General features: G+C 56.0%; 12 protein-coding genes. 7 read left to right on the top strand and 5 right to left on the bottom strand.

Annotation, left to right across the window (positions count from 1 at the left end; all coding sequences use genetic code 11):
- The first annotated feature begins 359 nt into the window (after positions 1-359).
- The 3 genes from K1567_RS16105 (at position 360) to K1567_RS16095 (ending at position 4,339) form a co-directional block, all read left to right on the top strand.
- Complete coding sequence (locus tag K1567_RS16105; RefSeq protein WP_034101614.1) at positions 360-866, top strand: sigma-70 family RNA polymerase sigma factor; 507 nt, start codon at positions 360-362, stop codon at positions 864-866.
- Positions 866-1,810, top strand: a complete 945-nt coding sequence (locus tag K1567_RS16100) for a FecR domain-containing protein (protein WP_220699041.1) — start codon at positions 866-868, stop codon at positions 1,808-1,810. Before K1567_RS16105 ends, K1567_RS16100 begins: the two co-directional genes overlap by 1 nt.
- 90 nt (positions 1,811-1,900) lie before the next feature.
- A complete protein-coding gene (locus tag K1567_RS16095; protein WP_220698642.1) occupies positions 1,901-4,339 on the top strand; it encodes a TonB-dependent siderophore receptor in 2,439 nt (812 codons plus the stop codon).
- Between the two features lie 19 nt (positions 4,340-4,358).
- Here K1567_RS16095 and mnmE read toward each other — a convergent pair whose 3' ends face one another.
- From mnmE to rpmH, 5 genes are all read right to left on the bottom strand, one after another.
- Entirely contained in the window at positions 4,359-5,729 is a 1,371-nt protein-coding gene (mnmE, locus tag K1567_RS16090; RefSeq protein WP_034139936.1) for a tRNA uridine-5-carboxymethylaminomethyl(34) synthesis GTPase MnmE, read from the bottom strand.
- A gap of 78 nt (positions 5,730-5,807) precedes the next feature.
- On the bottom strand, positions 5,808-7,511 hold the full coding sequence (yidC, locus tag K1567_RS16085) for a membrane protein insertase YidC (RefSeq protein WP_034115592.1): 1,704 nt from the start codon (positions 7,509-7,511) through the stop codon (positions 5,808-5,810).
- Positions 7,512-7,513: 2 nt separating this feature from the next.
- Complete coding sequence (gene yidD / locus K1567_RS16080) at positions 7,514-7,759, bottom strand: membrane protein insertion efficiency factor YidD (RefSeq protein WP_080758814.1); 246 nt, start codon at positions 7,757-7,759, stop codon at positions 7,514-7,516.
- Positions 7,752-8,156, bottom strand: a complete 405-nt coding sequence (rnpA, locus tag K1567_RS16075; RefSeq protein ID WP_198712244.1) for a ribonuclease P protein component — start codon at positions 8,154-8,156, stop codon at positions 7,752-7,754. Before rnpA ends, yidD begins: the two co-directional genes overlap by 8 nt.
- 16 nt (positions 8,157-8,172) lie before the next feature.
- The gene (gene rpmH / locus K1567_RS16070) at positions 8,173-8,307 is read right to left on the bottom strand and encodes a 50S ribosomal protein L34 (protein WP_003213577.1); all 135 of its coding nucleotides are present in this window, start codon (positions 8,305-8,307) and stop codon (positions 8,173-8,175) included.
- 585 nt (positions 8,308-8,892) lie between these two features.
- Between rpmH and dnaA the strand changes: the two genes are divergently transcribed.
- The 4 genes from dnaA to gyrB are packed head-to-tail and all read left to right on the top strand — an operon-like array spanning position 8,893 to position 15,098.
- The gene (gene dnaA / locus K1567_RS16065) at positions 8,893-10,410 is read left to right on the top strand and encodes a chromosomal replication initiator protein DnaA (RefSeq protein ID WP_034101621.1); all 1,518 of its coding nucleotides are present in this window, start codon (positions 8,893-8,895) and stop codon (positions 10,408-10,410) included.
- A 38-nt stretch (positions 10,411-10,448) separates the two neighbouring features.
- Positions 10,449-11,552 carry a DNA polymerase III subunit beta gene (gene dnaN, locus K1567_RS16060; protein WP_034101622.1) on the top strand — a complete coding sequence of 368 codons (1,104 nt, stop codon included), beginning with the start codon at positions 10,449-10,451 and terminating at the stop codon, positions 11,550-11,552.
- Between the two features lie 20 nt (positions 11,553-11,572).
- Complete coding sequence (gene recF / locus K1567_RS16055; protein WP_034101623.1) at positions 11,573-12,676, top strand: DNA replication/repair protein RecF; 1,104 nt, start codon at positions 11,573-11,575, stop codon at positions 12,674-12,676.
- A gap of 4 nt (positions 12,677-12,680) precedes the next feature.
- On the top strand, positions 12,681-15,098 hold the full coding sequence (gene gyrB, locus K1567_RS16050; RefSeq protein ID WP_034101625.1) for a DNA topoisomerase (ATP-hydrolyzing) subunit B: 2,418 nt from the start codon (positions 12,681-12,683) through the stop codon (positions 15,096-15,098).
- Positions 15,099-15,163: the final 65 nt, after the last annotated feature.

Below are 15,163 nucleotides of genomic sequence, written 5' to 3'. Positions count from 1 at the left end.
GCAAGCTTTCTGTGGATAGATTGCTACAAGCCTTTATATTCGATGTGTACAGAGGTTCAAAAGTCTGTGGTCATGTGCCGATAAGCCCGTTGGATAACTGCGTTAAGCCTGTGGATTAAAGTGCTGGTTATCCACAGACGAGTTTATCCTTGGTTTTTAAGCCCTGTTATCAACTGGGTACAGTGCCGCTTACCCACAGGGCTTAATCCAAAGATTCTCGCCATTCACCCTGGATTTCGCCCATGGCGTAGCCACACCTATCTTCCGATTGGAGCCGATGACCTCATTGGGAGACCTATTGTGGGAAAACCACAGCGCAGTTAATAATAGCGATTATCATTAACCTACCTACGCGCCCTATGCCTCTTCCTTCTCACACGGCAGCCGTCCAGCACATCTACGAGCAACACCACACGTGGCTGCGCGGATGGCTCAAAGGCAAACTAAATAACGCCTGTGATGCGGCCGATGTGGCCCACGATACGTTCGTGCGCATCTTGGGTGGACGACACGCCTCCCAGATTCTGGAACCGCGTGATTATCTGGCAACCATCGCCAGGGGCCTGGTGATTGATCGTTATCGCCGAAGTGCCGTCGAACAGGCCTATAAGGAGGCCCTGGCTGATCGTCCTGAGATCACCGTCGTTAGTGAGGAGGACAAAGCGCTCATAATCGAGACATTAGTCGCTGTGGATAAAGCCCTGCACGCGCTTGGCGGGCGTGCACGAACAATCTTCATGCTGTCCCAGATCGATGGGCTGACTTATCAACAGATCGCCGATCAACTGCAGGTTTCGCTCACAACGGTGAAAAAACACATGATCCGAGCGTTTACCGAGTGTTCATTGATCATGGCCAGTTCCTGATGGCCGCCCCCGATCGCGACACCTTTGAAGCCGCCGCCACTTGGTATGTGCAATTTCAGTCTCAAGCTCCCACACCCGCCGAACACCATGCCTGGCAGCAATGGTTGAGCCGCGACCCTTCCCATCTGGCCGCTTGGAACCAGCTCGAACAACTGCAACGTAGTCTGGGCGGGTTACCTCAGGACGTCACTCGGCGTGCGCTGTCGACGACTCAACAACGCCGGCAAGTACTTAAATGGATGCTGGTGCTTGGCGGTGGGGGTTATCTCGGTTGGAATCTTCAGCAACACAGTGGCGTGGGAACGTTGTTGGCCGACTACCGCACGCCGATTGGCAAACATCAACGTATCCAGTTGGCCGACGGCACCCGAATCGAACTCAACACTCGCTCAGCAATCGATGTGATATTCGACGAACGGCAGCGGCTCATTCGTCTGCGCGAGGGTGAGGTACTTATCCACACCGGCAGGTTGGCGGCGCAGCTACCCTTCTATGTTGAAACTCGCCAAGGTCGGGTTCAGGCATTGGGCACCCGCTTTACCGTACGTCAGTTGGCCGATTCCACTCGCGTTGGAGTGTTGGAGGATCGCGTACAGGTGTCACCCGCAGACAATCCCTCCTCTGGTCAACTCCTTAAGGCGGGGCAGAGCGCTGACTTTGATCGGCTTAATGTCGGCCCGATCCATCCCTTCACCGCAACTCAGGCCGCCTGGGTCGACGGCCAATTAATCGTGCTGGATGCGCGGCTTGGCGATGTAATCGACGAGTTGTCACGCTATCGTCCCGGTGTCCTGCAATGCGATGCCGTCTCTGCCCGTCTGCGCGTATCCGGGACGTTCCGTCTGGACGCCACCGATGCAGTACTGACCAACCTGCAAGCCACCTTGCCTATCCAGGTGAAATACTTCACCCGCTATTGGGTTTCGATAACGCCAATCGGTTGATCAAAAATAATTCACCAGGCGGGTTACCTTTTTTTCACCTGGCGCGGCCCTACAGGTAATTACGACAATACCTTTAGGGTTTATCCGCCAATGCGCCTCCCCATCCAGCTACGCCAGCGACTTTCCTGCCATGGCATGACCTATGGTCTGCTGATTGCCACGGCCACCACAGCCAGTACCCTGTTTGCCACCGGCGTCTTGGCCGCCAGTACGGTTCAGCATTACGCCATTGCGGCCGGTCCGCTGGACAGGGCGTTAAGCCAGTTTGCGGCCAGCGCGAATGTGATCTTGTCTTTTTCTCCGGAGCAGACCGCACGGCTGATGACACCAGGGCTCGAGGGTGGCTACTCGATTGATCAGGGGTTCGCTGTGCTGCTGCAAAACACTGGGTTGTCGGCGGTCGCTCAAGCTCCTGGCAGCTACGTATTGCAGGTCGCTCCCGCAGACCAACTCACACTTGCACCGACGACGGTGAGTACTTATCAACAGGATGGTTTCGACCAGGATATCGCTGGGGATGTGGGCTACAAGGCGCAGAACAGTCGGATCGTTACCAAAACCAGCACCCCATTGTCGGAAACCCCGCGTTCAGTGTCGGTTGTCACCGGTCAGCGCATCAAGGATCAGAAGGCGCAAAGCCTGACGGAAGTGTTGGGATATGTTCCTGGCATCTTCGCGCCACCCTTTGCCGCCGGCGACAGTCTGGCAGGCGACCTGTTCTTCATCCGCGGTTTCAACGCCACTGATTATGGCTACGGTCTGCTGCGAGATGGCCTACGCGTGCAAGGCAACCGGTACGACACCACCAGCGAACCCTATGGTCTGGAGCGAGTTGAGGTTTTCCGCGGTCCCTCCTCCCTGCTCTATGGCGAAAACGCACCGGGCGGCCTGGTGAATCTGGTCAGCAAACATCCGACGGCCACGCCGCAAGGTGAGGTGCAACTCGGGTATGGCTCCAATAACCGCCGCCAGTTGGGTGTGGATATCTCGGGCCCGCTCAACGGTAATGACAACGTCCTCGGCAGGCTGGTGATGCTGGGGCGAAAATCCGATACGCAAACGGACCATGTACCGGATGATCGGCTCTATATCGCGCCATCATTGACGCTCAACTTCGACGATTACAACACCTTGACCCTGCTGGCCAATTACCAGAAGGATCACACCAACCTGGAACTCGGCCTACCGGCTGCGGGGACTTTGCTTACAAACCCTAGCGGCAAATTATCCAAGCACACGATGCTGGGTAACCCGGACTGGAACACTTTCGAACGGGAAGCCTGGAGCACGGGCTACGAATTCAGTCACAGCTTTAACGACGCCTGGCAGTTCCGGCAGAACTCCCGCTACATGCAGTCGCGCATCAACCGCCATGAAACCTGGCCCAGCGCCCTGAACAATCGCGGCTTTGGCACGCAACTGAATATGACCGCCTACGATCGCTATAACAAATCGATGGTTTACTCCCTGGATAACCAGCTAGAGGGCAAATTCCGACTCGGCGATTTGGAAAATACCGTGCTGTTGGGCGCCAGCTACGACCGTACCTCGTTCAATCAAGATTGGGACGCGGGGTTCGCGGGGACCATTAATGTGTATAACCCCGTGTACCTGCACGATCCGCTGACCCCCATCGCAGTACAAAACACCCTGCTTGAGCAACAAATGAAAGGGGTTTATGCACAGGTACAGAGCAAATACGAGCACTGGTTGTTCTTACTCGGCGGTCGTCAGGACTGGGTGGACAGCGAATTCCGCGACAAGGTGAACAAGGCCAGCAACACCCAGGCGGAAGACCGCAAATTCACCTATCAGGGCGGAGTCATGTACCAGTTCGACAACGGCCTGACGCCGTATGTCAGCTATTCCACCGCGTTCGTCCCTGTACAGCAGATCTCCAACGCCGGCTCACCGTTAAAACCGATCACCAGCAGCCAATACGAAGTGGGCGTCAAATACGAACCGCTCGGCTGGGACACGGCGATGACGCTGTCGGTGTATGACCTGCGTAAACAGGACGACACCTACCTTGACGCCACCACCAACAGCTATCGGCAGGTGGGTGAAAGTCGCGCCAAGGGTGTGGAAGTGGAGGTCAACAGTAACCTCACGCAGAATCTCAATGTGACGGCGGCCTATACCTACACCGATGCGCGTATTACCAAGGACTCGGCCACGTCTTTGGTCGAAGGGCATCAGATGACGGGGGTCCCGCGCAACCAGGCTTCCGTGTGGAGCAAGTATCGCTTCCTCGACGGTCAGCTTAAGGGGCTCTCCCTAGCTGGGGGTGTTCGCTATTTCGACAGTACTTTTTCCTACACCGCGCCGACGTTGTACGGCAAATTGGACGCAGGAAGCGTCACATTGGTGGATGCCGCGGTTGGTTACCAGATTGATAAGCACTGGTCCGTGGATCTGAATGCGAAAAACCTATTCGACAAGGAATATGTGTCCGGTTGCAACGATGCGGGGCGTTGCTACTGGGGTGACAGCCGTACCTTGCTCGGTACGGTGTCTTACAACTGGTGACCAGGTTGTGGATAACCGGTTACTTGCCGATGCAGAAGCTGGAAAAGATCCGCCCAAGTAAATCATCGGAGCTGAAGGCGCCGGTGATTTCCCCCAAAAGCTGCTGAGCCTGTCTCAAGTCTTCGGCCAGCAGCTCCCCTGCTCCTGCCAAGGTCAACTGTGCCCGTCCGTGCTCCAAGGCCGCGCTGGCCCGACGCAGCGCTTCAAGGTGCCGACGGCGAGCGCTGAAGCTGCTTTCCGAGGTCTGTTCGTAGCCCATGCAGGCTTTGAGGTGATCGCGCAGCAGCTCCAAGCCTTCCCCTGCCGATTTGGCGCTCAGACTGAGGGTGACATGGCCATCTTCGCTGGTTTGCAGAGCGATCGCTTCTCCCGTCAAGTCGGCTTTGTTACGGATCAACGTGACCTTGGCCGGATCCGGCCGCTGCTCCAGAAACTCCGGCCATAGGGCAAAAGGATCCACAGCCTCCGGTGCCGTGGCGTCCACGACCAAAAGTACGCGATCAGCTTCACCGATGGCCTTGAGTGCTCGCTCAACGCCAATTTTTTCGACCTGGTCATCGGTATCACGCAAACCAGCCGTATCGACGACGTGCAACGGCATGCCATCGATGTGGATATGTTCGCGCAGGATATCTCGGGTCGTGCCGGCGATCTCAGTCACGATGGCCGCTTCCCGACCTGCCAACGCGTTGAGCAGGCTGGATTTACCGGCGTTGGGACGACCGGCGATCACCACCGTCATGCCGTCACGTAGCAATGCCCCCTGACCCGCCTCACGCAGAACTGTGGATAACTCGTCGCGGACTTTGTCCAGCATCGCCAACACGTGGCCATCGGCAAGAAAATCGATTTCTTCCTCCGGGAAATCAATCGCCGCCTCAACGTAGATACGCAGACCGATCAACTGTTCCGTGAGATTATGCACACGCAAAGAAAATGCGCCTTGAAGCGAGCGCAGCGCATTGCGCGCCGCCTGTGCAGAACTGGCCTCAATCAAATCCGCGATAGCTTCGGCCTGGGCCAGGTCCAACTTGTCATTCAAGAACGCTCGCTCGCTGAATTCCCCTGGCCGAGCCAGACGGCAACCCAATTGCAGACAGCGCTGCAGCAGCATATCCAACACAACCGGGCCGCCGTGTCCCTGCAGTTCCAGAACGTCTTCACCGGTGAATGAATTTGGGCCAGGAAAATACAGCGCCAGTCCTTCGTCCAACACCTCGTTCTCGGCATCCAGGAACGGGCCGTAATGCGCGTATCGGGGCTTCAGGTCTCGCCCGCTGATGGCCTTGGCGGCTACGCCAGCAAGCGGCCCGGAAATACGAACGATACCGACACCACCACGACCTTGAGCGGTAGCGACAGCAGCGATGGTTTCACGAGGAGCGCTCATCAACAGGTTCCAGAACAAATGTGACGGAAAGCAAAACGCCCCACTAGGGGGCGTCTTGAGTGGTTATCCACAGAGTAATTACGCCGCGGCTTTTTGGGTAGCCGCTTCGATTTTACGTGTGATGTACCACTGTTGAGTAATCGACAACACGTTGTTGACCACCCAGTACAGCACCAGACCCGCCGGGAACCACAGGAAGAAGAAGGTGAAGATGATCGGCATCATTTTCATCACCTTGGCCTGCATCGGATCCGGAGGCGTTGGGTTCAGACGCTGCTGGATAAACATGGTCGCGCCCATGATGATCGGCAGGATAAAGAACGGGTCTTTGATCGACAGGTCAGTTATCCACAGCATGAACGGCGCCTGACGCATTTCCACGCTTTCCAGGAGTACCCAGTACAGCGATAGGAATACCGGCATCTGTACGAGAATCGGCAAGCATCCACCCAGCGGGTTGATCTTTTCTTTCTTGTACAGCTCCATCATGGCCTGCGACATTTTCTGCCGGTCATCACCATGTTGCTCTTTCAATGCAGCCAGCTTCGGCGCCACGGCACGCATGCGCGCCATCGACTTGTAGCTGGCGGCCGACAGAGGGAAGAAGATGCCCTTGATCAGCATGGTCAGGAAGATGATCGACCAGCCCCAGTTACCGACGATGCTGTGGATATGTTGCAACAACCAGAAAATCGGTTGGGCAATGAACCACAGAATGCCGTAGTCCACAGTCAATTCCAGGCCTGGGGACAACTCTTTGAGCACAGCCTGGCTTTTCGGGCCGGCATACAGAGTCGCGCTGGTTTCGCCAGTGGCACCTGGCGCGACGGTCAACGACGGGCCGGTGTAGCCAATGATGTAGTTACCCTTGGAGTCCTTGCGTGCCAGAACCACGTTATTCTGGCCTGGCTGTGGAATCCACGCGGTCACGAAATAGTGCTGCAACCAGGCAACCCAACCGCCGTTCACGTTGTAGGTGATGGCTGGCTTGGTTTTGTCTTCGCTCACCTTGTCCATGTCTTTCATGGACACTTTTTTGTACGGTTCCGAACTTGTCCACAGGGCGGCGCCCAGGTAAGTCGCGGTGCCCGTTGCTGTACTGGACGAAGGATCGGAGCTGGCGTCGCGCTTGAGTTGCGCGAACATGGCGCCGTTCCAAGGCTGAGCGCTTTGGTTGTCGATCAGGTAGGTGACAACGATGTCGTACAGACCACGCTTGAGCGTGAACCGCTTGATGTAGTTGACGCCATCCTTGCTGAACTTCAGGTCTACGACCAATTGGTCCTGACCGTCAGCCAGTTGATAACTTTTCTTCTCCGAAGAGAAAACCGGACGACCGGCTTGGCTTGCATCGGGACCGTTGGTACCGATCAGACCGCTTTGAGCCTGGTAAATACGCTCGCCACCGTTATCGAACAGCTGGAAAGGGATTTCCGGATGGTCTTGGCGGCGTGGATACAGCGGCAGGGTCAGCTTGGCTACGTCACCACCTTGTGGGTCGACTGCCAGGTCCAACACATCCGTTTTGATCTGGATGAGGTCGGTGCTTGCTGCAACTGGAACTTCGGCGGGCGCTTTGGCTTCGCCTGCTGCGCGTGGAATGTCATCACTGGCGGCAGCGTTAGTGCCACTTGCCGTGTCGGGAAGTCCCGCAGGTGCAGTGTTGACGGCAACATTCTGAGTCGGCAGGGCAGCTTGGCCATAGTCTTGGTTCCACTTAAGAACCATAACGTAGGACACGATTGCCAGGGCGACGATCAGGATCGTGCGTTTAATATCCATGATTACTCGGCCATCGAAGAAGAACGGGAGGTGGGGACAGGTGGAACCGGGTCATAACCACCGGGATTCCACGGATGACAGCGACCTAAACGACGAAAGGTCAGCCAGCCACCGCGCAGAAGACCATGATTTTCTATGGCCTCTAACGCGTAGCAGGAACAACTGGGGTAGAAACGACAGTGATTGGCCATCAGAGGACTAATGGCGTAGCGGTAAAACTGGATCGGAACGAGGGCCAGTTTACGCATCGTTGCTGTCTACCCCTACAGTTTCGGGGCTGGCTGGAGGTGCTGGCTTGTGGGTACGCGCCAAACGTTTCCAGAGCTTGCCGAAATGCTGAATCAATTCGGGGTTTTCTACATCCCCCAAGCCTTTACGCGCGACGATAACAATATCCCAACCAACCAGGGTGTCCTGGTGGAGGCGAAACGATTCGCGCATCAGACGCTTGAGGCGATTGCGCTCAACGGAGAGCTTTACGCTCTTTTTGCCGATCACCAACCCGAGACGGGGGTGATCCAGATCGTTGTTACGCGCAAGGAGCAGGAGATTTTTCCCCGGAACCTTGCCGGTGGGGGAGTCAAAGACTGCCTTGAAATGCCGGGGAGTTAGCAGACGCTTTTCCCGACTGAAGTCCTGACTCACCACCAGTGCCGGATTATCAAACTGCCAGACGCGCACGACCTTTGGCGCGGCGACGCGACAGGACGGCACGACCGTTCTTGGTAGCCATGCGGGCACGGAAGCCGTGGGTACGGGCGCGTTTGATGGTGCTGGGTTGGAAAGTACGTTTCATGGCGTTGTTACCTGGTTCGTCACAACGGGCCGGAATGGCCCCCGTTTTAAGAGACCGGCGATTCTAGAGAAAGCAAGCCTCTAGGTCAATTTCCAACCAGCTATTCCTTTAATTAGATCTGAATACGGCAGCGTCGCTGTTTTCACCGTTCAGACACTCATCAACACGAACCTAGATATAGAAATAAAGAAGGAAGTTATTTAAAGCTTTTCTGTAAAGCTTATAAAAGCTATGCAGTCCATCATCTGTGGATAACTGCCTCAAGCCCTTATTCCACTTGATGTACAGAGAATGACAACACAGGGGAGAAACGGTGTTCTGCCTGTGCTGCGCTGTCGGATAAGCTGTGGGTGGAATGGCATGTTATCCACAGTCCAGTTACCCACAGACTTTCGGACCTACTTGTGCAACGAGCTCAGGTACGCTTATCCACAGAGCTTATGCACAGACCATCGGTCGGCTTTTTCAAGGTTAAGGCATTGATTTTGGCTGGGGTGTCAGCAAGCTACATGTGGATAAGTGGACAGCTGATCGCTACAATGGCGGCTGTTTTTGCCTCACCGGCTTTCAACTTAGGGGATATCCGTGTCAGTGGAACTTTGGCAGCAGTGCGTGGAGCTTTTGCGCGATGAGCTGCCTGCCCAGCAATTCAACACCTGGATCCGTCCGCTACAGGTCGAAGCCGAAGGCGACGAGTTGCGTGTCTACGCGCCCAATCGGTTTGTGCTCGATTGGGTCAACGAGAAGTACCTGAGCCGTGTTCTCGAATTGCTCGACGAACATGGCAATGGTCTCGCCCCAGTGCTCTCCTTGTTAATAGGCAGCAAACGTAGCTCCGCGCCTCGCGCTGCACCTAATGCACCGCTGGCGGCTGCGGCGTCTCAAGCTCAGGCGGCGACCGCACCGGCTGCCCCGGCGCCTTCCGCTGCGCCGACGCCCTCCAAATCTTCAACGCAAAAAAATGCGCCGGAGCATGAAGAGCCGTCCCGCGATAGCTTCGACCCGATGGCAGGAGCCAGTTCCCAGCAGGCCCCTGTTCGTGCCGAGCAGCGCACTGTGCAGGTCGAAGGTGCGCTCAAGCACACCAGTTACCTGAACCGCACATTCACCTTTGAAAACTTCGTCGAAGGTAAATCCAACCAGCTTGCGCGCGCCGCTGCCTGGCAGGTCGCCGACAACCCCAAGCATGGTTACAACCCGCTCTTCCTTTATGGTGGCGTTGGCTTGGGTAAGACCCACTTGATGCACGCTGTGGGTAACCATCTATTAAAGAAGAATCCGAATGCCAAGGTCGTATACCTGCACTCGGAGCGCTTCGTGGCTGATATGGTCAAGGCCTTGCAGCTCAACGCTATCAACGAATTCAAGCGTTTTTACCGCTCTGTTGATGCCTTGCTGATCGATGACATTCAATTCTTCGCCCGCAAGGAACGTTCCCAGGAAGAGTTTTTCCACACGTTCAACGCTCTGCTCGAAGGCGGCCAGCAGGTTATTCTGACCAGCGACCGTTATCCGAAGGAAATCGAAGGTCTGGAAGAACGCTTGAAGTCCCGCTTCGGCTGGGGCTTGACGGTTGCTGTAGAGCCGCCCGAGCTTGAAACCCGCGTCGCGATCCTGATGAAAAAGGCCGACCAGGCCAAGGTCGAGCTTCCCCACGATGCGGCGTTCTTTATCGCCCAACGCATCCGCTCCAACGTGCGGGAGCTGGAAGGTGCACTCAAACGGGTAATTGCCCACTCGCATTTTATGGGCCGCGATATCACGATTGAGCTGATTCGCGAATCTCTGAAAGACCTGCTGGCTCTGCAAGACAAGCTGGTGAGTGTGGATAACATCCAGCGCACTGTGGCCGAGTACTACAAGATCAAGATTTCCGACCTGCTGTCCAAGCGTCGTTCGCGCTCGGTAGCGCGTCCGCGTCAGGTGGCCATGGCCCTTTCCAAGGAATTGACCAACCATAGCCTGCCGGAAATCGGTGATGTATTTGGTGGTCGCGACCACACCACGGTCTTGCACGCGTGCCGCAAGATCAACGAACTTAAGGAATCCGACGCGGATATTCGCGAGGACTACAAGAACCTGCTGCGTACACTGACTACGTGATGACACCAGCGCAGCTTATTAAGGCAAGGGACTAGACCATGCATTTCACCATTCAACGCGAAGCCCTGTTGAAACCCCTGCAACTGGTCGCAGGCGTCGTCGAGCGCCGTCAGACCTTGCCGGTACTCTCTAACGTATTGCTGGTGGTCGAAGGCCAGCAATTGTCCTTGACCGGTACCGACCTGGAAGTCGAGTTGGTGGGCCGTGTGCAGTTGGAAGAGCCTGCTGAACCGGGCGAGATCACCGTACCGGCGCGCAAGTTGATGGATATCTGCAAAAGCCTGCCGAACGATGCGCTGATCGACATCAAGGTTGATGAACAGAAGCTGGTGGTAAAAGCTGGCCGTAGCCGTTTCACCCTGTCCACGCTGCCGGCCAATGATTTCCCGACCGTCGAAGAAGGTCCCGGCTCGCTGACGTGCAGCCTGGAACAGAGCAGACTGCGCCGTTTGATCGAACGCACCAGTTTCGCCATGGCCCAGCAGGATGTGCGGTACTACCTTAATGGCATGTTGCTGGAGGTGTCCGAAGGCGTTATCCGCGCGGTCGCTACCGACGGTCACCGCTTGGCGATGTGCTCGATGCGCGCCGATATCGGTCAGCCCGACCGTCATCAAGTCATCGTGCCACGCAAAGGTATTCTTGAACTGGCACGCCTGCTCACTGAGCCGGACGGCAATGTGAGCATCGTATTGGGTCAGCATCACATCCGCGCCACTACGGGCGAATTCACGTTCACCTCCAAGCTGGTTGATGGCAAGTTCCCGGATTACGAGCGTGTATTGCCTAAAGGTGGCGACAAGCTGGTCATCGGCGATCGCCAGGCGCTGCGCGAAGCGTTCAGTCGTACTGCCATTCTGTCCAACGAAAAGTACCGTGGTATCCGTCTGCAATTGGCCAATGGTCAGCTGAAGATCCAGGCTAACAACCCAGAACAGGAAGAAGCGGAAGAAGAAGTGGGCGTCGACTACAACGGCGGCTCGCTGGAAATCGGCTTCAACGTGAGCTACCTCTTGGACGTGCTGGGTGTGATGACCACCGAACAGGTTCGCCTGATTCTGTCGGACTCCAACAGCAGCGCGCTGGTGCAGGAATCCGATAACGACGACTCGGCTTACGTTGTCATGCCGATGCGCCTGTAACCATGCTCAGCAGAAGCTAGATGTCCCTCAGTCGCGTCTCGGTCACCGCGGTGCGCAATTTGCACCCGGTGACCTTCTCCCCCTCCCCCCGCATCAATATCCTCCACGGCGCCAATGGCAGTGGCAAAACCAGTGTGCTGGAAGCCATTCATTTGTTGGGGCTCGCGCGTTCTTTTCGCAGTGCTCGTCTTTTACCGGTTATTCAATACGAACAGTTGGCTTGCACCGTGTTTGGCCAGGTCGAACTGGCTGAGGGTGGGCACAGCAGTTTGGGAATATCCCGTGATCGCGGGGGAGAGTTTCAGATCCGTATAGATGGGCAAAATGCTCGTAGCGCGGCTCAGTTGGCCGAAATTCTGCCGCTGCAGCTGATCAATCCGGATAGCTTCCGGCTACTGGAAGGTGCGCCAAAAATACGCAGGCAATTCCTCGATTGGGGAGTGTTCCACGTGGAACCGCGATTTATGGCCACATGGCAGCGCCTGCAGAAGGCCCTGCGGCAGCGGAACTCGTGGCTGCGGCATGGTACACTTGACGCCGCTTCGCAAGCGGCCTGGGACCGTGAACTGTGCCTGGCCAGCGACGAAATAGATGAATACCGCCGTGCCTACATCAAAGCCTTGAAACCAGTCTTTGAACAGACCTTGAGAGAGTTACTGGATCTCGAAGGGCTGACGCTGAGCTACTACCGTGGTTGGGACAAAGAGCGTGAACTCAGTGCAGTTCTCGCCACGTCCTTGCAGCGGGATCAGCAGATTGGTCACACCCAGGCCGGCCCTCAACGGGCTGATTTGCGTCTTAGATTAGGCGCTCATAATGCCGCGGACATCTTGTCCCGCGGTCAGCAAAAGTTGGTGGTGTGCGCTTTGCGTATCGCCCAGGGCCACTTGGTGAGCCAGGCCCGGCGCGGTCAGTGTATTTATCTGGTGGATGACCTGCCGTCCGAACTTGACGAGCAACATCGCCGCTCGTTATGCCGCTTGTTGGAAGACTTACGCTGCCAAGTGTTTATCACTTGTGTAGACCACGAATTATTGAGGGAAGGCTGGCAGACGGAAACGCCAGTCGCTTTGTTCCACGTGGAACAAGGCCGTATCACCCAGACCCACGACCATCGGGAGTGAAGGCATGAGCGAAGAAAACACGTACGACTCGACCAGCATTAAAGTGCTGAAAGGTTTGGATGCCGTACGCAAACGTCCCGGTATGTACATTGGCGACACTGATGACGGTAGCGGTCTGCACCACATGGTGTTCGAGGTGGTCGACAACTCCATCGACGAAGCTCTGGCCGGTCACTGCGACGACATCAGCATCATCATCCATCCGGATGAGTCCATCACCGTGCGCGATAACGGTCGTGGCATCCCGGTGGATGTGCATAAAGAAGAAGGCGTATCTGCGGCAGAGGTCATCATGACCGTGCTCCACGCCGGCGGCAAATTCGACGACAACTCCTATAAAGTATCCGGCGGATTGCACGGCGTAGGTGTTTCGGTAGTGAACGCTTTGTCTGAAGAGCTGATCCTGACCGTACGTCGTAGCGGCAAGATCTGGGAGCAGACCTATGTGCACGGTGTGCCTCAAGCGCCTATGGCCATTGTGGGAGACAGCGAAACCACGGGCACCCAGATTCACTTCAAGGCTTCCAGCGAGACCTTCAAGAATATTCATTTCAGCTGGGACATTCTGGCCAAACGCATCCGTGAACTGTCTTTCCTTAACTCCGGTGTAGGTATCGTCCTCAAAGACGAGCGCAGCGGTAAGGAAGAACTGTTCAAGTACGAAGGCGGTTTGCGTGCGTTCGTTGAGTACCTGAACACCAACAAGACGCCGGTCAACCAGGTGTTCCACTTCAACATCCAGCGTGAAGACGGCATCGGCGTGGAAATCGCCCTGCAATGGAACGACAGCTTCAACGAGAACCTGTTGTGCTTCACCAACAACATTCCGCAGCGCGACGGGGGTACTCACCTTGTGGGTTTCCGTTCGGCGCTGACGCGTAACCTTAATACCTACATCGAAGCCGAAGGCTTGGCCAAGAAGCATAAAGTCGCCACTACGGGTGACGATGCACGCGAAGGTCTGACGGCGATCATCTCGGTGAAAGTGCCGGACCCTAAGTTCAGCTCCCAGACCAAAGACAAGCTGGTGTCTTCTGAAGTGAAGACCGCTGTGGAACAGGAGATGGGTAAATACTTCTCCGACTTCCTGCTGGAGAACCCGAACGAAGCCAAGCTGGTTGTCGGCAAGATGATCGATGCCGCTCGCGCGCGTGAAGCGGCGCGTAAGGCTCGTGAGATGACCCGTCGTAAAGGCGCGCTGGATATCGCCGGCCTGCCGGGCAAATTGGCGGACTGCCAAGAGAAAGACCCTGCCCTCTCCGAACTGTACCTGGTGGAAGGTGACTCTGCTGGCGGTTCCGCCAAGCAGGGTCGTAACCGCCGTACCCAAGCCATCCTGCCGTTGAAAGGTAAGATCCTCAACGTTGAGAAGGCGCGCTTCGACAAGATGATTTCCTCTCAGGAAGTCGGCACCTTGATCACGGCGTTGGGCTGCGGTATTGGCCGCGAAGAGTACAACATCGACAAGTTGCGTTATCACAACATCATCATCATGACCGATGCTGACGTCGACGGTTCGCACATTCGTACCCTGCTGCTGACGTTCTTCTTCCGTCAATTGCCAGAGCTGATCGAGCGTGGCTACATCTACATCGCTCAGCCACCGTTGTACAAAGTGAAGAAAGGCAAGCAAGAGCAATACATCAAAGACGACGACGCCATGGAAGAGTACATGACGCAGTCGGCCCTGGAAGATGCCAGCCTGCACTTGAATGACGAAGCGCCAGGCATTTCCGGTGAAGCGTTGGAGCGCCTGGTTAACGACTTCCGAATGGTGATGAAGACCCTCAAGCGCCTGTCGCGCCTGTACCCGCAGGAGTTGACCGAGCACTTCATCTACTTGCCGGCCGTTAGCCTGGAACAGTTGAGCGACCACGCAGCAATGCAAGATTGGCTGGCTCAGTATGAAGTGCGTCTGCGCACCGTTGAGAAATCCGGCCTGGTCTACAAGGCCAGCCTGCGTGAAGACCGTGAGCGTAATGTCTGGCTGCCAGAGGTCGAGCTGATCTCCCACGGCCTGTCGAACTACGTTACTTTCAACCGCGACTTCTTCGGCAGCAATGATTACAAGACCGTGGTGACCCTGGGCGCACAACTAAGCACCCTGCTCGACGACGGTGCTTACATCCAGCGTGGCGAGCGTAAGAAACAGGTTAAGGAATTCAAAGAAGCCCTTGACTGGCTGATGGCCGAAAGCACCAAGCGCCACACCATTCAGCGATACAAAGGTCTGGGCGAAATGAACCCCGATCAATTGTGGGAAACCACCATGGATCCAAGCCAGCGTCGTATGCTGCGCGTGACCATCGAAGACGCGATTGGCGCGGATCAGATCTTCAACACCCTCATGGGTGATGCGGTCGAACCTCGTCGTGACTTCATCGAAAGCAACGCCTTGGCAGTTTCTAACTTGGATTTCTAAGTTCGATTAACGCGCCAAAAACAAGAAAGGCCAACGCTCTGCGTTGGCCTTTTTTATTGTTGGAT

This window comes from Pseudomonas sp. S5F11 (assembly GCF_019641515.1).
Taxonomy (GTDB): Bacteria; Pseudomonadota; Gammaproteobacteria; order Pseudomonadales; family Pseudomonadaceae; genus Aquipseudomonas; species Aquipseudomonas rhodesiae.
Note: the sequence above shows the minus strand (reverse complement) of the source record. Positions and strands in the feature narration are given on the sequence as shown.

Excerpts from the sequence above, each read along its gene's own strand:
- yidC (WP_034115592.1), bottom strand. The coding sequence starts at position 7,511 with ATGGATATTAAACGCACGATCCTGATCGTCGCCCTGGCAATCGTGTCC.
- rpmH (WP_003213577.1), bottom strand. The coding sequence starts at position 8,307 with ATGAAACGTACTTTCCAACCCAGCACCATCAAACGCGCCCGTACCCAC.
- mnmE (WP_034139936.1), bottom strand. The coding sequence starts at position 5,729 with ATGAGCGCTCCTCGTGAAACCATCGCTGCTGTCGCTACCGCTCAAGGT.
- yidD (WP_080758814.1), bottom strand. The coding sequence starts at position 7,759 with ATGCGTAAACTGGCCCTCGTTCCGATCCAGTTTTACCGCTACGCCATT.
- K1567_RS16105 (WP_034101614.1), top strand. The coding sequence starts at position 360 with ATGCCTCTTCCTTCTCACACGGCAGCCGTCCAGCACATCTACGAGCAA.
- K1567_RS16095 (WP_220698642.1), top strand. The coding sequence starts at position 1,901 with ATGCGCCTCCCCATCCAGCTACGCCAGCGACTTTCCTGCCATGGCATG.
- dnaN (WP_034101622.1), top strand. The coding sequence starts at position 10,449 with ATGCATTTCACCATTCAACGCGAAGCCCTGTTGAAACCCCTGCAACTG.
- recF (WP_034101623.1), top strand. The coding sequence starts at position 11,573 with ATGTCCCTCAGTCGCGTCTCGGTCACCGCGGTGCGCAATTTGCACCCG.
- K1567_RS16100 (WP_220699041.1), top strand. The coding sequence starts at position 866 with ATGGCCGCCCCCGATCGCGACACCTTTGAAGCCGCCGCCACTTGGTAT.
- gyrB (WP_034101625.1), top strand. The coding sequence starts at position 12,681 with ATGAGCGAAGAAAACACGTACGACTCGACCAGCATTAAAGTGCTGAAA.